Genomic DNA, 20884 nt, shown 5'->3' with positions numbered 1-20884 from the left:
GCCGGTACCCGCGGCGCGGCCTGGGCCGGTCCGGCGGCGACCGCCGCCGAGCCGACCAGCGCCGAGGCGCCGAGGACCGCCGCGAACCGGGCACGGGCCCGGCGCAGCCTTCTTTCAGGCATGGGTGACTCCTGTCGCTGAAGGGGAGAGGGTGCGAGGGACGCGATGTACGGGGCGGGCTAGGAGCCCAGCCGGGCGACGGAGCGGGCGCTCAGGTCGATCACCAGTTGCCGGGTGTCGATCCAGGGGCCGCCGTCCGTCACCTTGGTGAACAGCCGTACGCAGCGGTGCTTGCCGCAGTCCCGGGTGGCGGCGGGACCGGGGCCGTCCACGCCCGTGCGGTAGACGAAGCCGGTGACGGTCAGCTGGTCGGGGCTGGTCAGCGCCTTGCCGGTGGCGTCCTTGAAGTCCTTCTTCAGCTCCTGGCCGAGCTTGTCGGCGATCAGGAGCCGGGCCGCCTCGCGCGCCTCGTCCCGGTTGGGCGGCGGCTGGACGCCGCGCTGGGTGTCGGTGCGCTCGACCTTGCCGGAGCCCAGGTCGACGGTCTTCGTCACATAGGTGTCGTCGCTGTAGTCGTAGTACGTGACGTCGGCCCGGCGGGGCGGGGCGGCGGCGCCGACCTCGTCGGGCGTCAGTTCGGCGAGGTCGGTGGAGAGCTGCTCCGGGCCCTTGCCGCCGGTGACGTCCTCGCCGCTCTCCCGGAAGGACTGGCCGAGCGTGAGCGTCCGGGCGCGCTTCAGCTCGGCGTCGGTGAGCGGGTCCCGGCCCTTGCCGGTCTTCCCCTGGGCGGGCGGGGACTCGACCACGCCGGGCAGCTGGCGGGCCGCCTGCCCCTGCTCCGCCGCGGAACCCTGCGGTCCGCCGCCCGACCCCTCCCCGCCGGACGCGCTGTCCGGCAGTGTCACCCCGATCAAGACCGCCGTCGCCGTGGCGGCCACGGCCGCGCCCGCCAGCACTCTGCCCAGATGGCGATGGTTCACCGTGCGCACATTCTTCCCCAATCCCCCCTGTCGCCGCATCACGATGTATGCCCCCGCATAACGGGAAATCGCATACGTCAAGGTCACCCGGTAGGACGAACCGATATGGCCGTAGGTTGCCTCCCCTTTGAGGAAGTTCCGCTGAAACCGCCGTTCTCCCGCCCCAGTTGGGAAAGGATGCGTCGTCGGTCGGTTCCGGCCGGGGCCCGCGGTGCTCGCGGCCCCGGGAGAAGAAGTGGAAGAGTCGGCGTATGCAGGTCTGGCCGGGACACGCTTATCCCCTGGGCGCCACGTACGACGGCGCCGGAACCAACTTCGCGGTGTTCTCCGAGGCCGCCACGCGCATCGAGCTGTGTCTGCTGCACGACGACGGCTCGGAGACGGCGGTCGAGCTGCGCGAGACCGACGCGTTCGTCCGCCATGCCTATCTGCCGGGCATCATGCCGGGCCAGCGCTACGGCTTCCGGGCCCACGGCCCGTACGCACCGGAGAACGGCGACCGCTGCAATTCCGCCAAGCTGCTGCTGGACCCGTACGCCAAGGCCATCAGCGGCAAGATCGACTGGGGCGAGGAGGTCTACGGCTACCACTTCTACCGCCCGGACAAGCGCAACGACCTGGACTCGGCGCCCCACACGATGGCCTCGGTCGTGGTCAATCCGTACTTCGACTGGGGCGACGACCGGCCGCCGCGCACCGACTACCACCGCACGGTCATCTACGAGGCCCATGTGAAGGGCCTGACGATGCGCCATCCGCGGCTCCCGGAGGAGCTGCGCGGGACCTACGCGGCACTGGCCCATCCGGCGATCATCGAGCATCTGACGGAGCTGGGCGTCACCACGCTGGAGCTGATGCCCGTACACCAGTTCGTCCACGACCACCGGCTGGTCGATTCCGGGCTCGCCAACTACTGGGGCTACAACACCATCGGCTTCTTCGCCCCGCACAACGCCTACGCGTCCTGGGGCGACCGGGGGCAGCAGGTGCTGGAGTTCAAGTCGGCGGTGCGGGCGCTGCACCAGGCGGGCATCGAGGTCATCCTCGACGTCGTCTACAACCACACCGCCGAGGGCAACCACCTGGGCCCGACGCTCTCGTTCCGGGGGCTGGACAACGCCTCGTACTACCGGCTGACCGAGGACCGGCGGTACTACATGGACACCACCGGCACCGGGAACTCCCTGCTGATGCGGAGCCCGCACGTCCTCCAGCTGATCATGGACTCGCTGCGGTACTGGGTGACCGAGATGCGGGTGGACGGCTTCCGCTTCGATCTGGCGGCGACGCTGGCCCGCCAGTTCCACGAGGTGGACCGGCTGTCGTCGTTCTTCGACCTGGTGCAGCAGGACCCGGTGGTCAGCCAGGTGAAGCTGATCGCCGAGCCGTGGGACGTCGGCGAGGGCGGCTACCAGGTGGGGAACTTCCCGCCGCTGTGGACCGAGTGGAACGGAAAGTTCCGGGACACGGTGCGCGATCTGTGGCGCGGTGAACCGCGCACCCTGGCCGAATTCGCCTCCCGGCTCACCGGCTCCTCCGACCTGTACCAGAACGACGGCCGCCGCCCGCTCGCCTCCGTCAACTTCGTCACCTGCCACGACGGCTTCACCCTGCGCGACCTGGTGAGCTACGACGAGAAGCACAACGAGGCCAACGGGGAGTCCAACCAGGACGGCGAGAGCTACAACCGCTCCTGGAACTGCGGCGTCGAGGGCGAGACCGACGACCCCGCGGTGCGGGCCCTGCGCAGCCGCCAGATGCGCAACTTCATCGCCACCCTGATGCTCTCCCAGGGCGTGCCCATGCTCAGCCACGGCGACGAGTTCGCCCGCACCCAGGGCGGCAACAACAACGCGTACTGCCAGGACAACGAGACCTCCTGGGTGCGGTGGCCCGTCCTCGGCAAGGACGCCGCCGAGGGCGACCGGGAGGCCCTGGAGCTGCTGCGCTTCACCCGCTCGCTGATCTGGCTCCGCCGCGACCACCCGGTCTTCCGCCGCCGCCGCTTCTTCCACGGCCGCCCGGTGGAGGGCACCCACGACGAGCTGTCCGACATCGCCTGGTTCACCCACGAGGGCGAGGAGATGCGCCAGCGCGACTGGCAGGCCGCCCACGCCCAGTCCCTCGCGGTGTTCCTCAACGGCAACGCGATCTCCGAGCCGGGTGTGCGGGGCGAGCGCATCACCGATGACTCGTTCCTGCTGCTGTTCAACGCCCACCACGAGCCGCTGGACTTCGTCGTGCCCGTCGACCACGGCAAGCAGTGGCAGGTCATCGTGGACACCGCGGCCCCCGGGGGCGTGGAGCCGGGCAGCGGCCAGAAGGTCGCAGCGGGCGACCGGCTGACCCTGGTGGACCGCAGCCTGATGGTCCTCCAGCGCCCGGCGTGACGCGGGCCTGGGGCCTCAGCCGTAGCGCTGGGGCTCGCCGGGCCGCTCGAAGTAGAAGCCGCGCGGCCCCTCCTGCTCGCCGGTGCCCCCGCACAGGCACGGCGCGTCCCGTCCCTCCACCAGCCCGCTGCCGTTGAGGACGCGCTTGCCGTCGAAACGGCGGCCGCCGGAGCCGAACACGTGCGTGCCCCGGCCCAGCCGCATGAGGCCCGCCACTACGCCCACCGCCGGAACGGGCAGGCCGCCGGAGACGAGCGGGACGTAGAAGAAGAGGTTCCGCTTCTCCCGTGCCGCGGGGCCGGTCCACAGCGCGACCGTCACCGCGGCCTCGTCCCCGTCCGGGACGCAGCCGCGCACGGAGTACGGCTTGGCCACCGGCGCGGCCGTGTAGTGCCAGAGCGCGGCGGCGACGGCACGCTGCGCGCGGGAGACGCACAGCGGGGAACAGATCGGCGGGTCACCCGGGACGGGCACTTCTGCATCCCCCCACGACGGACGGTGGTGTTCTCGGCTCAGCGGACGTGACCGCGGACTTTACCGCGCTCACCTCGCTGCGACCGCCGGGGCCGCGCCGGAGCGGAACGCGCCATACCGGCACACCGGTGCGCCCGGATGGGGGTGCGGCATCTCAACGGGCGCCCCGTGTGGGTACGTACGTTCATATGACGGCTGACCGCACCGTGCCCACCGCCACCTACCGGCTTCAGCTCCAGCCCGGCTTCCCCTTCGCGGCCGCCGAGCGGGCCGTGCCGTACCTGGCCTCGTTCGGCGTCTCCCATCTGCATCTGTCGCCCGTGCTGGAGGCCCGGCCCGGGTCCTCCCACGGCTACGACATCGTGGACCACACCGCCGTACGGGCGGAGCTGGGCGGCGAGCGGGGACTGCGCGCCCTCGCCCGTACGGCCCGGGCGCACGGCCTCGGGCTGATCGCCGACATCGTGCCGAACCACATGGCGGTGCCCGTGCCGGAGCGGCTCAACGGGCCGCTGTGGGAGGTGCTGAGGGACGGGCCCGTGTCGCGTTACGCGCGGTGGTTCGACATCGACTGGGCCGAGCACGGCCGCAAGGTGCTGCTGCCCGTGCTCGGCGGGCCGCTCGGCGACGAGTGGGAGCGGCTGCGGCCCGGCGACGACGGGGTGCTGCGCTACTACGACCACGCGTTCCCGCTGCGGCCCGGCACCGAGCGGCTGCCGCTCGCCGAACTGCTGGACGCCCAGTGGTACCGGCTCGGCTGGTGGCGGCTGGCCCGCACCGAGCTGAACTACCGCCGCTTCTTCACCATCTCCGAGCTGATCGCGGTGCGCGTCGAGGACCCGGAGGTCTTCGACGCCACCCACGGCACGCTGCTGGGACTGCTGCGCGACGGGGTGCTCGACGGGCTGCGGGTGGACCACCCGGACGGTCTCGCCGACCCCGGGGGCTACCTGCGGGCGCTGGACGAGGCGGTGCGCGCGGCGACGGGCGGCGAGGGCCGCTGGACCGTCGTGGAGAAGATCCTCGCCCGGGACGAACCGCTGCCCGCCCACTGGCCCGTCGCCGGGACGACCGGCTACGACGCGCTGCACCACATCGACGGCCTCTTCGTCGACCCGGACGGGCTGGCGAAGCTGACCGCGGCCTACCGGAGTTTCACCGCCGCCCCGCCGGACCGGGGCGGCGACTGGACGGCCACCGTCCGCCGCGCCGCGCGGCACGTCGTGACGCACGAACTGGCCGCCGAGGTCGAGCGCCTGACCCGCACCGCCTCCCGGATCTGCGCCGCCGCGCCGCCGCTGCGCGACCACGCGCCCTGGGCGCTGCGCACGGCGATCCGCGCGCTGCTGGTACGGCTGCCGGTGTACCGGCCGTACGCCACCGTCGACGCTCCGGCGGGCGAGGCAGACGGGCAGATGCTGCACCGGGCCGCGGAGGACGCCCGTACGGCCTTCCCCGCCTCCACGGTCGAGGCGGAGCGCCGGGCGGTGGAGACCGTACGGGACGCGGCGCTCGGCAGGCTCGGCGACGGCCCGGACCACCGCGACTTCTGCGCCCGCTTCGCCCAGACCGCCGCCGCGCTGCGCGCCAAGTCCGTCGAGGACACCGCCTTCTACCGCTACACCCCGCTGCTCTCGGCGGCGGAGGTGGGCGGCGACCCGGGGCACCCGGCCGTCTCCCCCGAGGAGTTCCACGCCTTCGCCGCCCGTCTCCTGCGCGACTGGCCGGCGACCGGCACGGTGCTGTCCACCCACGACACCAAGCGCAGCGCGGACGTACGGGCGCGGATCGCCGCCCTCACCGAGACCCCGGCCCGGTGGGCGCGGCTGCTGGCGGACCTGTCGGCGCAGCCGGAGGCCCCCGATCCGCAGCTCGCCTGGACCGCCTGGCAGACCGCGCTCGGCCTGGGCGCCGCGGACGCGGAACGCCTCGTACCGGCGGTGCTGAAGGCGGTCCGCGAGGCGGGGCTGCACACGACCTGGACCGAGCAGAACGCCGCCTACGAGGACGCCGTGACCGCCTTCCTGGCGGCGGGGCCCGGCAACCCCGCCTCCCCGGCGTGGGCGGCGCTGGACGCCTTCGGCGCCGACATCGCCGCCCCCGCCAGGGTCAACACGCTCGGCGCGGCCCTGCTGCACCTGACCATGCCGGGCGTGCCCGACCTGTACACGGACACCGAGCGTGGCTACCGCGCCCTGGTCGACCCCGACAACCGCCGCCCGCCCACCCCGGACACCCCGGCGACTGACGGGCTGTCCGCCGAGAAGCTGCTGCTCACCCGGGCGGCGCTGCGGCTGCGCCGGGACCACCCGGAGTGGTTCGGCCCCGGGAGTGCGTACACGCCCCTGATCGCCGGAGGCCCGGCGGCCGCCCACTGCCTGGCGTTCCTGCGAACGGACCGTGAGAGCCGTGACGGGGGCGCGATCACCGTCACCACCCGCCTCTCCCGACGCCTGGCGGAGGCGGGGGGCTGGGACCCCCGCACCCGCCTCCCCCTCCCTCCCGGGTCCTGGCGGGACCTGCTGACCGACCGCACGGCGGAGGGGCCCGCCCCGCTCGGCGACCTGCTGGACCGGCTCCCGGTGGCCCTCCTGGTCCGGACCTGAGGTGGTCCGGACCTGAGGACGGGCGCGCGGGTTCGCGTCCTGAAGCATTTACAGTCACACCCCCGCGCGCTACGTTCACAAGGAAATTGGGAGCGCTCCCATATCGACGGTTTCTGACCCGATCACGTCGAAGGGAAGACCAGCGCCATGGCTCGACGATTACTGGCCCCCGCACGCCCCCCACACCCGCCGGGCAGCCCCCGCGCCCGCAGATCCGCCCTGCTGGTACTGCTCTCCGTGCTGCCCGCCCTGGGCCTTGTCTTCTTCTCCGGAGGCAACGCCTCCGCCCACGGCGCGCCCATGGCGCCGGGCAGCCGCACCTATCTGTGCTGGAAGTACAGCCTCTCCAGCACCGGTGAGGTCAAGCCGACCAACCCGGCGTGCAAGGCCGCGTTCGACAAGAGCGGCGCGACGCCGTTCTACAACTGGTTCGCGGTGCTCCGCTCGGACGGCGCGGGCCGGACCAAGGGCTTCATCCCCGACGGCAAGCTGTGCAGCGGCGCCGCCACCGTCTACGACTTCTCCGGCTTCGACCTGGGCAGCAGCTCCTGGCCGGTGACCCACCTGACCTCGGGCAAGTCGATGCAGTTCTCGTACAACGCCTGGGCCGCGCACCCGGGTTCGTTCCGCAGCTACGTCACCAAGAACCCGATCGACCCGACGAAGCCGCTCACGTGGAACGACCTGGAGGACCAGCCGTTCGACACGGTGACCAACCCGCCGCTGTCCGGCCAGGTCGGCACGGTCGACGGCAAGTACACGTGGAACGCCACCCTGCCCTCGGGCAAGAGCGGACGCCACATCATCTACACCGTCTGGACCCGCTCCGACAGCCAGGAGACCTTCTACAGCTGCTCCGACGTGGTCTTCGACGGCGGCAACGGCGAAGTGACGGTCCCGGGCGCGAGCTCCGGCGGCGGCAGTGACCCCACCGACCCGCCCACCGCCAAGTGCACCGCGACCCAGAAGACCACCGGCACCTGGAACGGCGGCTACCAGGCCGAGGTGACGGTGTCCAACACCGGCGCCACGCCCATCTCCTCGTGGATGGTCGACTGGACCCTGCCCTCCGGCCAGCGGGTCGACAGCGTCTGGAACGGCAAGCTGACCACCACCAGTACGGCGGCCTCGGTCACCAACGCCGACTGGAACGGCTCCCTGGCCGCCGGTGCCTCGACCACCTTCGGCTACGTCGCCAGCGGCGGCTCCCCGGACACCGCGGCCGCCCCGATCTGCATGGTGCACTGACCACCCCGAACCGCCCAGGGTGCCCTGATCCGCTCCTTGATCTATCAGGTGCACCTCACCCAGCCGGTCTGCCGCCCCCGTCCCCTCCGGCCGGCAGACCGGCCCTGTCGCGTTCCACTGGTGCTGCCGTCCTCACGCCCCGCCTACTGTGCAGGCATGACGACGATCAAACAGGTGTCGTTAGGCGTGAACGACGACAAGAGGGCGAGCCAGTTCTGGCGGCAGGCACTGGGATACGTGCAACGGCCGCCACGCTACGAAGGAGATGACTGGATCGTCCTGGAACCGCCACCGGGCGCGTCCGGAGTCGCCATCGCCATGGACGAGAGCGAAAGTCCCGCGGAAGCGTTCCCTCGCATCCACTTCGACCTGGACGCCGGTGACCGCGACCTGGAGGACGAAGTGGACCGCCTCGTGGCCCTGGGAGCGCGGCCTGTCGACTGGCAGCACTATCCGGAAACCCCGCCTCCGGGAGCGCGGCCGTACGTGGTGCTGGCCGACCCGGAAGGCAACCGGTTCTGCGTCGAGGGCCGTCGTCGGAGCTGAGTTCCGTTGTCCCCGTACCGCGTGATCGCATGGATACGCCGGACCCCGCGGGGGGTGGTGGCGCCGGCCCTGGTGCGTGCGTCCCCGGCTCGGCGTTCAGGGCGTGTGCTCGGGGGCGGGCAGTGGCCTTCGTCCCGCGGACGGCAGACCGGCCCGGCCGAGCAGGGTGACGAACGCGGCGGCCGCGCCGGTGAGGCGGACTCGGGAGAACGCCGTCACCTCGCGGCGCCACGGTGGGTCCAGGGGCAGCGTCACGCAGTCGTGCCGCGCCGCCGCGTGGGCGGTGGTGATGAGGACCCCGACCCCGGCGGCGGCCATGCTCACCGCCGTGGAGCTGTGTTCGGTGTCGACGGCGGTGCGCGGGGTGAACCCGGCGCGTTCGCAGGCCAGGTCGAGGAAGCGGCGGCCGTCGACGACGGGTTCCAGGGCGCAGCGCACCCACTCACGGTCGGCCAGGTCCGTGAGGCGTATGACGTGCCGCCCGGCCAGGGGGTCGTCCGGGGCCACGACCGCCACCACGTCCTCCTCGCCCAGGGACACCACGGGGCCCGGCCAGCCCTTCGGGCGGTGGCCGACCGCGAGGTCCGCGACGCCGTGTTCCATGGCGTCGCGCAATTCCTCGCCGGTGGCGTACTCGTGCACCACCAGGCGCATGCCCGGGCGTTCGCGGCGCCAGCGGGCGAAGAGGGCGGGGAGGACGCCGACGGCGAGGGCGTGCAGCGTCGCGAGGTGCAGTTCGCCGCCCTCCGCCCCGGCGGCGGCGTGGGCGGCGCGCCAGGCCCGGCCCGCACTGCGCACCGCCAGTTCGGCGTGCGGGAGGAAGGCGCGCCCCATGGGGGTGAGCCGTACGCCGCGCGGCAGGCGCTCCAGCAGCGGGCCGCCCGCCTCCCGCTCCAGGGCCTTGATCTGGTGGGAGAGCGCGGACTGGGTGACGCCCAGCAGTTCGGCGGCGCGGGTGAAGGACGCCTCCTCGACGACCGTGACCAGGTATTCCATCTGACGTAGGCTCATGCGGCTCCCCCGGGCATGAAGGTTGTTCATGGGTCTCATGGAGACAATGCCTTGGACTCATGGCATTCCCCGGGCGGAGTCTGGGTCCATGCATGAGCATGAGACGGACGTCATCGTCATCGGGGGCGGCACCGGCGGTTACAGCACCGCGCTGCGCGCCGCCGCCCTGGGCCTGCGGGTCGTCCTCGCCGAGCGGGATCTGATCGGCGGGACCTGTCTGCACCGCGGCTGCATCCCGAGCAAGGCGATGCTGCACGCGGCCGAGTTGGTGGACGGGATCGCGGAGGCGCGGGAGCGCTGGGGGGTGAAGGCCACGCTGGAGTCGGTGGACTGGGCGGCGCTGACCGCGACGCGCGACGACATCGTGGCCCGCAACCACCGCGGGGTGGAGGGGCATCTCTCCCACGCGGGTGTCGAGGTGGTCCGGGGCGACGCCGCCCTCACCGGTCCCCGCACGGTACGGATCGCGCGGCACGGGGAGTGGACCGCGCGCCGCGGTGTCGTCGTGGCGACCGGGTCCCGGCCCCGCACCTTGCCGGGCCTGGCGCCGGACGGGCGGCGGGTCGTCACCAGCGACGACGCGCTGTTCGCGCCCGGCCTCCCGGCGTCCGTGCTGGTGCTGGGCGGCGGCGCCATCGGGGTCGAGTACGCCTCGCTGCACCGTTCCATGGGCGCGCGGGTGGTGCTGGTCGAGGCGGCGGACCGGCTGCTGCCGCTGGAGGACGCGGACGTCAGCCGTCATCTGACGCGCGGCCTGAAGAAGCGCGGCGTGGAGGTGCTGACGGGGGCCCGGCTGGAGGGGGCCGAGCCGTACGAGGACGGGGTGCGCGCCACCGTCCGTACGGGGCGTGGAGCCACCAGCGAGCTGGACGTCGAGCGGCTGCTGGTCGCCGTCGGCCGCGCACCGGTGACGGACGGGCTGGACCTGGCCGCCGCCGGGCTCGCCACCGACGCGCGCGGCTTCCTCGCGCCCGCCGACTGGTCGCGGCTGGAGACGGCGGTGCCGGGCGTCCACGCCGTGGGCGACGTGCTGCCGCCGCCGTCCCCGGGGCTGGCCCACGCGTCTTTCGCGGAGGGGCTGTTGGTGGCCGAGACGCTGGCGGGCGGCTCTCCCCGGCCCGTGGACTACGACGCGGTGCCGCGCGTGACGTATTCGAGCCCGCAGACCGCCTCGGTGGGGCTCACGGAGGCCGAGGCCCGGGACCGTACGGGCGGCGAGGCCGTCGCCAACACCATGCCGCTGACCGCCGTCGCCAAGGGCATGGTGCACGGTCAGGGCGGCATGGTGAAGGTGGTGGCCGAAGGACCGGGCGGCCGCGTCCTCGGCGTCCATCTGGTGGGCCCGCACGTCTCGGAGATGATCGCCGAGAGCCAGCTCGTCGTCGGCTGGGACGCCGAACCGGCCGATGTGGCCCAGCACATCCACCCGCATCCCACCCTCTCGGAGGCGGTCGGCGAGGCGTATCTGACGCTGGCGGGGCGGGGGTTGCACCAGCAGTGACCCCATGACGGAAATTGCGTGGACGGGGTCCCGAGGGCGCGCTTAGGGTGCCCATCACGCCCGTGACCGAGGAAGGAGGCGCAGAGCCATGCGTACGTTCGTCATTCCGCGCTCCCGCCCCTTCCCTCCCGGGCGTACCCCCGTCTGATCAGGCGATCCGACCGGGAGCGCGTACGCCTCCTGGAAGGAACCCCATGACCGGACTGGTCATCCGCGCGCTCACCGAGAGCGACGCGCATCTGTTCCACGCACTGTCCGTCCCCGCGCTCGTCGGCCGGGGCCGCTTCGGGCACACCTACGCCACCGTCGGCCGGGGTGGCGAGTACCGCCCGGAGTGGACCTGGGTGGCGCTGCGCGGGGAGCGGGTCGTGTCCCGCGCCGCGTGGTGGGGCGGGCCGGACGACGACGCGCCCATTGCCCTGGACTGGTTCGACTTCGCGGAGGGCGAGGCCGATGCCGCCGCGGAGCTGCTGCGCACCGCGCCCCTGCGCACCGAGTACGCCCTGCTGGCGCCGCCCGGCTGGCGCGACCGGCCGGACGAGAGCGCGGCGGTGCGGGCCCGGGTCGACGCGGCCGTGGCGGGCGGGCTCACCCCCCTGGTCGAGCGCTACCGCTACGAATGGACGCCCGGCCTCGGACTGCCCGAGCGGCCGGGACGGCTGGAGTTCCGGCCGGAGCCCGACGACGCGGTGATCGCCGACGTACTGCGCCGCGTCCACCAGGGCACGCTGGACGCGCACGACCGGCGGACCATCGCCGAGGGCGGCGTCGAGGCCGCGGTCCGCGAGAACCTGCGGCTGTTCCACTGGTTCCCGTCGCCCCGCGACTGGTGGCGGCTGGCGTGGACGCCGGGCGGGGAGCTGGTCGGCATCCAGGTGCCCGCGCACAATCCGGCCGGGCCGTGCGTCGGCTTCATCGGGGTCGTGGCCGGGCAGCGCGGCCACGGGTACGCGTACGACCTGCTCGTGGAGTGCACCCACGACCTGGTGGAACGGGGCGCGACGAAGATCGCCGCCGCGACCGACCGGGGCAACCGGCCGATGGCCGCGCACTTCGCCAAGGCGGGCTATCCCGTCACCCAGGAGCGCATCGACCTGGTCTGAGACCGGCGCGTGGCCGGTGTCGTCCTGCTGCGCGCCCGGTGCCGTATCCCCCAGCATGGTCCCGAACCCGCAGGACGATGTGAGGAGACGTCAGTGCTGTTCGAGGTGTGGGCACCGCATGCCGGACAGGTGGGGCTTCATGTCGTCCGGGGCGAGGGCCGTACGCAGCCCATGGAACGCGACCCCGGCCGCGAGGGCTGGTGGCGGACCGAGGCCGCGGCGGGGCACGGGTCGCTCTACGGCTTCGCGCTCGACGACGGCCCCCCGCTGCCCGATCCGCGCTCCCGCCGCCAGCCGGACGGCCCGGAGGGGCTGAGCGCGGTGGTGGACCCCTCCCGGTTCCCGTGGGAACGGGAGTGGTTCGGGCGGCCGCTGCCGGGCGCGGTGCTGTACGAGCTGCACATCGGGACGTTCACCCCGGAGGGCACCTTCGACGCGGCCGCCGCACGGCTTCCGCATCTGGCCGGTCTTGGCGTCACACACGTGGAGCTGATGCCGGTGTGCCCGTTCCCCGGGACGCACGGCTGGGGCTACGACGGGGTCGCGCCGTGGGCCGTGCACGAGCCGTACGGCGGCCCCGAGGGGCTGGCCCGGTTCGTGGCCGCCGCACACCGGCACGGCCTCGGCGTCGTCCTGGACGTGGTGCACAACCACCTGGGCCCGTCCGGCAACCGGCTGCCGGACTTCGGGCCGTACTTCACCGACACCCACCACACCCCGTGGGGCGCGGCGGTCAACCTGGACGCGCCCGGCTCCGACGAGGTCCGCGCGTACTTCATCGGCAGCGCGCTCGCCTGGCTGCGCGACTTCCGGCTGGACGGGCTGCGGCTGGACGCCGTGCACGCGCTGCACGACACCCGGGCCCGGCACTTCCTGGCCGAGCTGTCCGCCGCGGTGGACGCGCTGGCGGCCGAGGTCGGCCGCCCGCTGTTCCTGATCGGCGAGTCGGATCTGAACGACCCGCGCACCACCACCCCGCGCGAGGCGGGCGGGCACGGTCTGCACGCCCAGTGGAACGACGACTTCCATCACGCCCTGCACACGTTCCTCACCGGCGAACGGCAGGGCTACTACGCCGACTTCGCCGCCGCGGGGCCCGCAGCCCTGGCCAAGACGCTGGGCGGCGGCTTCTTCCACGACGGTACGTACTCGGCGTTCCGCGGACGCCGCCACGGCAGCCCGCTGAACCCGCTCACCACCCCGGCGCACCGGCTCCTCGGCTACGCCCAGACGCACGATCAGGTGGGGAACCGCGCGACCGGCGACCGGCTGTCCGCCCGGCTCTCCCCCGGGCTGCTGGCCTGCGCGGCGGCCGTCGTGCTGTGCGCGCCGTTCACCCCGATGCTCTTCATGGGCGAGGAGTGGGGCGCCGGGACGCCCTGGCAGTACTTCACCGACCACCGGGACCCGGAGCTGGCCGACGCGGTACGGCGCGGCCGCCGCCGCGAGTTCGCCGCCCACGGCTGGGCGGAGGCGGACATCCCGGACCCGCAGGATCCGGCGACCCGGCTGCGGTCCTGCCTGGACTGGACGGAGCCGGACCGGGAGCCGCACCGGGCGCTGCTGGACTGGCACCGGCGGCTGATCGCGCTGCGCCGCGCCGAACCCGCCCTGACCGACCCCGCCTGGTCGTGCACCCCGCTGGCGGCGGGGCCGGACTGCTTCGGCTTCCGGCGCGGCCCGCTGTGCGTCGTCCTCAACCCGCACGACCGCCCGGCGGACGCCCGGCTGGAGCCGCGCCCCGCCGCGGTCCCCGAGACGGTCCCCGAGGTGGTCGCCGCCTGGCGGCCGGTCGAGCCGCCGGGCCGGGACGGCACGGTGCGGCTGCCGCCGGAGACGGCCGTCGTGCTGAGGGTCAGCCCTCCCTAGAGGGGGTCAGCCCTCCTGGGGGGCGAGCCGCAGCGAGATGGAGTTGATGCAGTACCGCTGGTCGGTCGGGGTCGGATAGCCCTCGCCCGCGAAGACATGGCCGAGGTGCGAGCCGCAGCGGGCGCACCGCACCTCGGTGCGGACCATGCCGTGCGAGCGGTCGTCGATCAGCTCGACCGCGGACGAGTCCGCGGGGTCGTAGAAGGACGGCCAGCCGCAGTGGCTCTCGAACTTCGTCTCGGAGCGGAACAGCTCCCCGCCGCACGCCCGGCAGGAGTAGACGCCCTCGGTCTTGGTGTCGGTGTATTCACCGGTGAAGGGGCGCTCGGTGCCCGCCTCGCGCAGGACGTGGTACTCCTGCGGGGTCAGCTCCGCGCGCCACTGCTCATCCGGCTTGTCGATCTCGTACGCCATGGTCGGGACCCTCCTCAGCTCTCCCGGCTCGCCGGGCTCCTCAGGGCGCTCCGGGCTCGCCGCGTCTGTAGACGGGCGAGGATCTCCGGACCGAGGTCGGTGACGTCGCCCGCGCCCATGGTGAGAACAAGGTCACCGGGCTTGGCCATTCCGGCGATCAGGCCGGGAATCGCGGACCGGTCGTGCTCGGCGGTCACGTCCGCGCCGTGGCGGGCGGCGGCGTCGATCACCAGGGCGCTGGTGATGCCGGGGACCGGGTCCTCGCGGGCCGGGTAGATGTCGAGGACGACGGAGGCGTCGGCCAGCGCCAGGGCCTCGCCCATCTCGGCGCCCAGCTCCTGCGTACGGCTGAACAGATGCGGCTGGAAGACCACCAGGACCCGGCCCTCCCCGGCGCCGCCGCGGATCGCCTCCAGGTCGGCGGCGATCTCGGTGGGGTGGTGCGCGTACGAGTCGATGACCTGCACCTCGGCCGCGGTGCCCTTGAGCTGGAGGCGCCGCTTGACGCCGGTGTACGAGGCGATCGCGGGAGCGAGCTCGCGGGCCGGGACGTCGAGGGCGGCGCCCGCGGCGAGCGCGGCGACGGCGTTGTGCGCGTAGTGGCGGCCGGGCACGGAGACGGTGAAGGTGATCTCCCCGCTCCCCGAGCCGCCGCCCAGGGCCTCCGCGAGCCGCACGGTGACCTCGCTGGTCAGCCCGTGCGGGACGACGTCCAGGACCCGCACGTCGGCGTCGGCGGCCTCACCGTAGGTGAGCACCCGCAAGTCCTCGCGGCCCGCGACCTTGGCGGTCAGCTCACGGGCCCCGGGGTGATCGGCGGAGATGACCAGGGTGCCGCCGGGCCGGACCCGCTCCACGAAGGTCCGGAACGAGTCGTAGATCTCGTCCATGGAGGCGTAGTTGGCGTGGTGGTCCAGCTCCACGTTGAGGATGATCGCGACCTCGGGCGCGTACTTGTGGAAGCTGCGGTCGCTCTCGTCCGCCTCCGCGACGAAGATCTCGCCGCCGCCGTGCTCGGCGCTGGAGCCGGGCACGTCCAGGTCCCCGCCGATCACGTACGACGGGTCGAGGCCGAGGGTGCGCAGCGAGACGGCGAGCATCGAGGTCGTGGTCGTCTTGCCGTGCGTACCGGCGACCGCGATCGGGCGGTGGCCGTCCATGAGGGCGGCCAGCGCGTCGGAGCGGTGCACGACGGGGATGCCGCGCTCGCGCGCCGTGACCAGCTCCAGGTTGTCGGCGCGGATGGCGCTGGAGACGACGACGCTGGTGGCGTCGGGCGCGACGTTCCCGGCGGCGTGCCCGATGTGCACGGTCGCGCCCAGCTCGCGCAGCGCCGCCACGATCGGGGAGTCCTTGGAGTCACTGCCCGCGACCCGCGCGCCGCGCTGGACGAGGACCTTCGCGACGCCCGACATACCGGCGCCGCCGATGCCGATGAAATGCGGACGGTCCAGCGCGTCGGGGGCAATGCCGGCCGGTGCCATGTACGGGTCTCCCCTGGGTGAGCGGTCTTCTCGGTTCTGTCCGCCCGATTCTCGCACCCCGCCGCGTCCCTCCCGTACGCCGTCCGCACGGTCTCGCCCACGCCCTCCGTACGGTCTCCCGTACGCCGTCCGTACGCCGTCCGTACGGCGCTCAGCCGCCCGCGGTGGCCTGCCCCTCGCCGACCTCGCCGTCCGTGTGCGAGAACAGCTTCAGCACCGGGACGCCGACCTTGTGGCGCGCCCGGGAGGCCCAGTCGCGGTGGAAGAACTCCTCCACGAAGTGCGGCGCGGTGAGGACGATCACCTCGTCGGCGCCGGTCTCCTCCACCACCCCGCGCAGGACGTCCAGCGGGCGCCGCTGCACGACGTGGCCGCGGGCCTCGCTGCCCGCCGCGCGCAGGGCCGCCACCGAGTGGTTCAGCGCCCGCTCGGCGGGCTCCAGCGCCGCGCTGCCCTCCGGCTCCTCGCCTTCCTGTGCGGCCTGTTCCAGCTCGCCGAGGGCGATGTCGTCGATGGCGCGGAGCAGCCGGTCCTTGCTGCCCCGGGGCTGCATCAGCACGACGAAGGAGACCTGGTCATCGCCGTGCAGGGTAGTGACGAACTCCACGTCGGCAGGGGTCAGCGGCTTTTCGATCATCAAAATGCTCGTGAACACGGCGTGCGCCCTTCTCGTTCTTCAAGCCTTCATCGAAGCGGTAGGAATGCAGTCCGTTTAGCGCAAAACTATGGGTAAATCCGACGGTAGCGGGTGAAAAGGAAACCGGCGTCCTCCAGCACGGAAGCGAGAGCGAACTGCTCCGGTTCCGCCGCCAGGGGACCGTTCGCGATCCGGGCCGCGTCGCCCGCGACCATCAGCGGGGCCACCGCCAGGCACAGCTCGTCCAGCACCCCGGCGGTCACGAACTGCGCCAGCAGCCTGGGGCCGCCCTCGGTCAGCAGCCGGGTGTGGCCCAGCTCGGCGAGGGCCGCCGGGACCGCCGCCACGTCGACCCGCCCCGAGGGCCCGGACCCCGCGCGCACCACGCGGGCCCCGGCCGCCTTCGCCGCCTCGACCCGGTCCTCCGCGGCCTGCGCGCCGGTGATCACCACGGTCGGCACCAGCGGCTCGGTGAACAGCGGAGCTGCGAAGTCCAGCTCCAGGCTCGCGCTGACCACGGCGATCGCGGGCGCCGGGGGCTGCCCGAGCGCGGCCCGGCGCTCGGCGAACGCCTCCCGGGCGCGGGCGGGCCGGTAGCCCTCCTGGCGCACGGTCTCGGCGCCGACGACCACCGCGTCGGCGAGCCCGCGCAGCATCCCGAAGATCCGCATGTCGGTCTCGGACGACAGCGGCTTCGACCGGCCGTCGTGGTGCGCGGCGCCGTCCAGCGAGGACACCATGTTGGCCCGTAGATACGCCCCCGAGACGCTCTGCGGCCGCTCCGGGTAGGCGTACGCCTCGGCCAGCTCGTCGAGCCCCCACTCGCGGTCCGGGGCGGCGGGCGGAACGGACGGTTCGGTCGGCAAGGGGAACAGGCGTCGCATGGCCGCAGTGTGACATGGCTCCCTCCGGGACGGTCCTCCGGGGAAAAGCGACTACCCTGGACACCCGTGTCTGCACCAACCACCACGTCCGGCTCGGCAGGCTCAATAGCCGCCGAAGCCCCCATCGCCCTCACCGCCCGCGCGCCGCAGGTGCCCGCCGAGCGCCTGGTGGCCGAGATGGTGCCGCCGCCCCGGTTCGCCACGGTGAGCTTCGACAACTACATCCCCGACCGCAACCAGCCCAGCCAGGCCGAGGCCGTCACCGTGCTGCGCGGCTTCGCCGAGCGGCTGAGCGACGGCGGGGCGGGCGCGGGCAAGGGCGGCCGCAGACACTGGTTCCGCCGGGCGGCCAAGCCCGCCGCCCCCAGCGGCCCCCGCGGGGTGTACCTCGACGGCGGCTACGGCGTCGGCAAGACCCATCTGCTGGCCTCCCTGTGGCACGCCACCCCGGCCCCGGTCGAGCGGAAGGCGTTCGGCACCTTCGTGGAGCTGACGAACCTGGTCGGCGCGCTCGGCTTCCAGCAGACCGTGAAGACACTGAGCGAGCACCGGCTGCTGTGCATCGACGAATTCGAGCTGGACGACCCGGGCGACACCGTCCTCGTCTCGACCCTGCTGGGCAAGCTGGTCGAGGCGGGCGTGGCGCTCGCCGCGACGTCCAACACCCTCCCCGGCAAGCTCGGCGAGGGCCGGTTCGCCGCCGCCGACTTCCTGCGCGAGATCCAGGGGTTGTCCGCGCACTTCCAGCCGGTGCGCATCGACGGCGAGGACTACCGCCACCGCGGGCTGCCCGAGGCCCCCGCCCCGCACGCCGACGAGGTGGTCACCCGCGCGGCCAAGCGCACCCCCGGCGCCTCCCTGGACGCCTTCCCCGCCCTGCTGGAGCACCTGTCCCAGGTGCACCCGAGCCGTTACGGCGCGATGTGCGACGGCGTCCAGGCCGTCTGCCTGACCGGGGTCGGCCCCGTGCCGGACCAGTCGACCGCGCTGCGGCTGGTGGTGCTGGCCGACCGGCTGTACGACCGCGAGGTGCCGGTGCTGGCCTCCGGGGTGCCGTTCGACCAGCTGTTCAGCGAGGAGATGCTGAACGGCGGCTACCGCAAGAAGTACTTCCGGGCGATATCCCGCCTCACCGCGCTCGCCCGGGACGCGAGGCAACTGGCCGAGGCGTAGGGGCCAGGGGGTGTCCGGCCGGGCCACCCGCGCGTCGTATTGATCAGATGGTTCCCGCGCGCCGGGGCCGCGTGATACACACGTGCGGTCATCTTTCCTGTCCGCCAGCAGGGAGTTACCGCATGTCAGCGACACGACGTCAGATCCTGGGCCGTACCGGTGCGCTGGGCGCCTCCATCGCCTTCACCGGCAGCATCCAGGAACTCTTCGCCGGTACGGCCACGGCCGACAGCCCGGACCGGGCGGCCACGGCGGCCGGGGACGCCGCCGGGCGCGGCGGCTACGGCCCGCTCGTGCCCGATCCGGACGGCCTGCTCGACCTCCCCGAGGGCTTCCGCTACCGCGTGCTGTCCCGCGAGGGCGACGCGCTGCGCTCCGGTGAGGGCAAGGTCCCCAGCCACTGCGACGGCATGGCCGCCTTCCCGGACCGGTCGAGCGGCGCAGGTGCCCGTACGCACCTGGTCCGCAACCATGAGAACCGCAAGGACGCCGCGATCCGCGTCCCCGCCGTCAAGGGCCTCACCTACGACCCGATGGGCATGGGCGGCTGCACCGCCCTCGCGCTCGACTCCGCCAACCGGGTGCAATCGGAGCGGGTCGCCATCGCCGGAACGGCCGTCAACTGCGCAGGCGGCTCCACCCCCTGGCACACGTGGCTGACGTGCGAGGAGACCGAGGACAAGGCCGGGACGAACGGCTACACCAAGGACCACGGGTTCATCTTCGAGGTCGACCCGTACGATCCGCGCCGCACCGGCGCCGTACCGCTCACCGCCATGGGCCGCTTCCAGCACGAGGCGATCGCCGTCGACCCGCGCAGCGGGGTCGTCTACGAGACCGAGGACGCCTTCGACAAGCCCTTCGGGCTCTTCTACCGCTTCCTGCCCCGCAAACCCCTCGGTGGGACCGGGTCGCTGCGCGCGGGCGGAAAGCTCCAGGCCCTGCGGGTGCCGGGGGTGGCCGACCTGTCCACCGTCCAGGAGCCGGGGACGTCCTTCAGCGGCATCGAGTGGGTCACCGTCCCCGATCCGCTCGCGACCGAAACCCCCATCCGCTTCCAGGACTTCGGCCTGGGCGGCATCACCCACGCCCAGAAGCTGGAGGGCTGCTACTGGGGCGGGACGTCGGTCTACTTCGTCTCCAGCTTCGCCAAGAGCGCGGACGGCTCGGCCGCCGACCACTTCGGCCAGATCTGGCGCTACGACCCGCAGCGGCACCGGCTCACCCTGGTGATCGTCTTCGGGCCGGACACGGACGTCCAGCTGCCCGGCGACTCACCCGACAACATCACCCTCGCGCCCAGCGGCGGGCTGATGGTGTGCGAGGACGGCGAGGGCGCGCAGCACGTCTTCGGGCTGACCCGGCGCGGCGAGGTCTACCCGATGGCCCGCGGACGCCAGAACATCGGCACCGATGAGGAGCCCGAGTGGGGTGAGTTCGCGGGCGTCACCTTCGCCCCGGACCGCCGCACGATGTACGTGAACTGCTACACCCCGGGGACCACCTTCGCGATCACCGGGCCCTGGCAGCACTGAGCGGTGCGCTGTGCCTCCCGCCCCGTACGGACGGGGCAGGAGGCTCCGTGTCAGTGCCGCCGCGAACTGAGCACACAGGCGATCGCCGTCGCCCCGGCGGCGAGCACGGCGGTCGCGGCGAGGGGCACCAGCGGCATGGTCACGGTGCCGCTGCGCGAGCCGTTGACCAGCCCCGATACGGCGGCGTTCGCGGGCGAGGCGCCGACCACGGACACCAGCAGCGCGGCGAGCGCGGTCGACAGGACGGCCCAGCCGGGGCGGCGCAGCAGCGGCCGGTTGCACAGCGCGCCCACGGCCGTGCCCAGCAGCGCGCAGGCGAGCGCGGCCAGCAGCCCGGCGACGGTCGCCGGGGCCACGGGCACCCCGACCCGGCCGTCCGCACTGCGCGGATCGCCGACCAGCGCGACGAACAGCGTCCCGGCACCCCCGAGGACGACCGCCGCGCCCAGCGCGGTCAGCACCCCGGCCAAGTGCACCCGGCCCGGACTCTGCGCGGCGGCCGCGCAGGCCCGCGCCGCGGCGGGCTCGTTGGTGACGCACACCCGCACCAGCCAGGCGGCGACCGGCAGCACCCCGGCGGCGGCGAACCCGAAGGAGTCCAGGATCGGCTGCCCGGCCTGCACCCCGATGCCCATGAAGGCGACGTAGAGCAGCAACGGCGGCAGCCAGCGCTGCGACCGGACCAGCAGCGCGGCCTGATAGCGCAGCAGGGCGATCATGAGGCCTCCGGATCCGGATCGGCGGGAACGTCGGCCACCGCGCGGATGTGCCAGGGCGGCCGGGCGGCGAGGAGGGCCCGAAGCAGGTCATCGGAGTCCGCGGCCCCGACGGTCAGTCGTACGACCCGCGGATCGCGGCCCGGGCCGGTGGGCTGCCCGGCCTCGGTGCCGGCCGCGGGCTCGTGCCGTGGCGCGCCGGGGAGGTCCGGCGTGAGGGCGGCTCCCGGCGGGGGCTCGGCCTCGATGCGGACCCGTGGTCCGGCGGCGGTCGGGGGCTCGCCGGGCTCCGGCAGCGCCCGGGCCACCGGCG

At 73.5% G+C, this 20884-nt stretch carries 17 protein-coding genes and 1 pseudogene; 9 read left to right on the top strand and 9 right to left on the bottom strand.

Features of this window, described 5'->3' with window-relative positions:
* Positions 1 to 179: 179 nt before the first annotated feature.
* Complete coding sequence (locus tag EEJ42_RS25450; protein ID WP_246097363.1) at positions 180 to 989, bottom strand: Tat pathway signal sequence domain protein; 810 nt, start codon at positions 987 to 989, stop codon at positions 180 to 182.
* 242 nt (positions 990 to 1231) lie between these two features.
* Here EEJ42_RS25450 and glgX point away from each other — a divergent pair, with 242 nt between their 5' ends.
* Positions 1232 to 3370, top strand: coding sequence for a glycogen debranching protein GlgX (gene glgX / locus EEJ42_RS25445; protein WP_123103268.1), 2139 nt, complete (start codon positions 1232 to 1234; stop codon positions 3368 to 3370).
* Between the two features lie 15 nt (positions 3371 to 3385).
* Here glgX and EEJ42_RS25440 read toward each other — a convergent pair whose 3' ends face one another.
* Entirely contained in the window at positions 3386 to 3844 is a 459-nt protein-coding gene (locus EEJ42_RS25440; protein WP_123103266.1) for a hypothetical protein, read from the bottom strand.
* A 188-nt stretch (positions 3845 to 4032) separates the two neighbouring features.
* Between EEJ42_RS25440 and treY the strand changes: the two genes are divergently transcribed.
* From treY to EEJ42_RS25425, 3 genes are all read left to right on the top strand, one after another.
* A complete protein-coding gene (gene treY / locus EEJ42_RS25435) occupies positions 4033 to 6450 on the top strand; it encodes a malto-oligosyltrehalose synthase (protein ID WP_123103264.1) in 2418 nt (805 codons plus the stop codon).
* Between the two features lie 147 nt (positions 6451 to 6597).
* Positions 6598 to 7698, top strand: coding sequence for a lytic polysaccharide monooxygenase (locus tag EEJ42_RS25430; RefSeq protein ID WP_123103263.1), 1101 nt, complete (start codon positions 6598 to 6600; stop codon positions 7696 to 7698).
* 156 nt (positions 7699 to 7854) lie between these two features.
* Positions 7855 to 8244, top strand: a complete 390-nt coding sequence (locus EEJ42_RS25425) for a VOC family protein (RefSeq protein ID WP_123103261.1) — start codon at positions 7855 to 7857, stop codon at positions 8242 to 8244.
* A gap of 96 nt (positions 8245 to 8340) precedes the next feature.
* Here the strand turns inward: EEJ42_RS25425 and EEJ42_RS25420 are convergent, their stop codons facing one another.
* Positions 8341 to 9255: a LysR family transcriptional regulator gene (locus EEJ42_RS25420; RefSeq protein WP_123103259.1), complete on the bottom strand. Its 915-nt coding sequence runs from the start codon at positions 9253 to 9255 to the stop codon at positions 8341 to 8343.
* 88 nt (positions 9256 to 9343) lie between these two features.
* Here EEJ42_RS25420 and lpdA point away from each other — a divergent pair, with 88 nt between their 5' ends.
* The 3 genes from lpdA (at position 9344) to treZ (ending at position 13728) form a co-directional block, all read left to right on the top strand.
* Complete coding sequence (gene lpdA / locus EEJ42_RS25415; protein ID WP_123103257.1) at positions 9344 to 10756, top strand: dihydrolipoyl dehydrogenase; 1413 nt, start codon at positions 9344 to 9346, stop codon at positions 10754 to 10756.
* 194 nt (positions 10757 to 10950) lie between these two features.
* Entirely contained in the window at positions 10951 to 11859 is a 909-nt protein-coding gene (locus EEJ42_RS25410) for a GNAT family N-acetyltransferase (protein ID WP_123103255.1), read from the top strand.
* A 93-nt stretch (positions 11860 to 11952) separates the two neighbouring features.
* Positions 11953 to 13728: a malto-oligosyltrehalose trehalohydrolase gene (treZ, locus tag EEJ42_RS25405; protein ID WP_123103253.1), complete on the top strand. Its 1776-nt coding sequence runs from the start codon at positions 11953 to 11955 to the stop codon at positions 13726 to 13728.
* Positions 13729 to 13734: 6 nt separating this feature from the next.
* Here treZ and msrB read toward each other — a convergent pair whose 3' ends face one another.
* From msrB to EEJ42_RS25385, 4 genes are all read right to left on the bottom strand, one after another.
* The gene (gene msrB / locus EEJ42_RS25400; protein WP_123103251.1) at positions 13735 to 14142 is read right to left on the bottom strand and encodes a peptide-methionine (R)-S-oxide reductase MsrB; all 408 of its coding nucleotides are present in this window, start codon (positions 14140 to 14142) and stop codon (positions 13735 to 13737) included.
* A 14-nt stretch (positions 14143 to 14156) separates the two neighbouring features.
* A complete protein-coding gene (gene murC, locus EEJ42_RS25395) occupies positions 14157 to 15626 on the bottom strand; it encodes a UDP-N-acetylmuramate--L-alanine ligase (protein ID WP_123103249.1) in 1470 nt (489 codons plus the stop codon).
* Between the two features lie 151 nt (positions 15627 to 15777).
* Positions 15778 to 16263 carry an indole-3-glycerol phosphate synthase gene (locus EEJ42_RS25390; RefSeq protein ID WP_184503267.1) on the bottom strand — a complete coding sequence of 162 codons (486 nt, stop codon included), beginning with the start codon at positions 16261 to 16263 and terminating at the stop codon, positions 15778 to 15780.
* Between the two features lie 86 nt (positions 16264 to 16349).
* The gene (locus EEJ42_RS25385) at positions 16350 to 17147 is read right to left on the bottom strand and encodes a pyrimidine reductase family protein (protein WP_123103245.1); all 798 of its coding nucleotides are present in this window, start codon (positions 17145 to 17147) and stop codon (positions 16350 to 16352) included.
* Positions 17148 to 17213: 66 nt separating this feature from the next.
* On the opposite strand from EEJ42_RS25385, the gene zapE reads away from it, so the two are divergent.
* Positions 17214 to 18320 (top strand): cell division protein ZapE, encoded by a 1107-nt coding sequence (gene zapE, locus EEJ42_RS25380; RefSeq protein WP_123103243.1) that lies wholly within the window; start codon positions 17214 to 17216, stop codon positions 18318 to 18320.
* A gap of 122 nt (positions 18321 to 18442) precedes the next feature.
* On the top strand, positions 18443 to 19855 hold the full coding sequence (locus EEJ42_RS25375) for an alkaline phosphatase PhoX (protein WP_123103241.1): 1413 nt from the start codon (positions 18443 to 18445) through the stop codon (positions 19853 to 19855).
* A 50-nt stretch (positions 19856 to 19905) separates the two neighbouring features.
* On the opposite strand, the gene EEJ42_RS25370 is transcribed toward EEJ42_RS25375, so the two are convergent.
* Positions 19906 to 20574 carry an ABC transporter gene (locus EEJ42_RS25370; protein ID WP_123103239.1) on the bottom strand — a complete coding sequence of 223 codons (669 nt, stop codon included), beginning with the start codon at positions 20572 to 20574 and terminating at the stop codon, positions 19906 to 19908.
* A pseudogene (locus tag EEJ42_RS25365) lies at positions 20571 to 20884 on the bottom strand (hypothetical protein); the annotation flags it as partial. The gene EEJ42_RS25370 and the pseudogene EEJ42_RS25365, both read right to left, overlap by 4 nt.

This window comes from Streptomyces botrytidirepellens, from assembly GCF_003721215.1.
Lineage (GTDB): Bacteria > Actinomycetota > Actinomycetes > Streptomycetales > Streptomycetaceae > Streptomyces > Streptomyces himastatinicus.
This window is presented reverse-complemented; position numbering and strand designations above follow the sequence as displayed.

Bases quoted from the DNA above. Each gene is read 5' to 3' on its own strand.
- glgX (WP_123103268.1), top strand. From the start codon at position 1,232: ATGCAGGTCTGGCCGGGACACGCTTATCCCCTGGGCGCCACGTACGAC.
- treY (WP_123103264.1), top strand. From the start codon at position 4,033: ATGACGGCTGACCGCACCGTGCCCACCGCCACCTACCGGCTTCAGCTC.
- EEJ42_RS25430 (WP_123103263.1), top strand. From the start codon at position 6,598: ATGGCTCGACGATTACTGGCCCCCGCACGCCCCCCACACCCGCCGGGC.
- EEJ42_RS25425 (WP_123103261.1), top strand. From the start codon at position 7,855: ATGACGACGATCAAACAGGTGTCGTTAGGCGTGAACGACGACAAGAGG.
- EEJ42_RS25420 (WP_123103259.1), bottom strand. From the start codon at position 9,255: ATGAGCCTACGTCAGATGGAATACCTGGTCACGGTCGTCGAGGAGGCG.
- lpdA (WP_123103257.1), top strand. From the start codon at position 9,344: ATGCATGAGCATGAGACGGACGTCATCGTCATCGGGGGCGGCACCGGC.
- EEJ42_RS25410 (WP_123103255.1), top strand. From the start codon at position 10,951: ATGACCGGACTGGTCATCCGCGCGCTCACCGAGAGCGACGCGCATCTG.
- msrB (WP_123103251.1), bottom strand. From the start codon at position 14,142: ATGGCGTACGAGATCGACAAGCCGGATGAGCAGTGGCGCGCGGAGCTG.
- murC (WP_123103249.1), bottom strand. From the start codon at position 15,626: ATGGCACCGGCCGGCATTGCCCCCGACGCGCTGGACCGTCCGCATTTC.
- EEJ42_RS25390 (WP_184503267.1), bottom strand. From the start codon at position 16,263: ATGATCGAAAAGCCGCTGACCCCTGCCGACGTGGAGTTCGTCACTACC.
- EEJ42_RS25385 (WP_123103245.1), bottom strand. From the start codon at position 17,147: ATGCGACGCCTGTTCCCCTTGCCGACCGAACCGTCCGTTCCGCCCGCC.
- EEJ42_RS25375 (WP_123103241.1), top strand. From the start codon at position 18,443: ATGTCAGCGACACGACGTCAGATCCTGGGCCGTACCGGTGCGCTGGGC.
- EEJ42_RS25370 (WP_123103239.1), bottom strand. From the start codon at position 20,574: ATGATCGCCCTGCTGCGCTATCAGGCCGCGCTGCTGGTCCGGTCGCAG.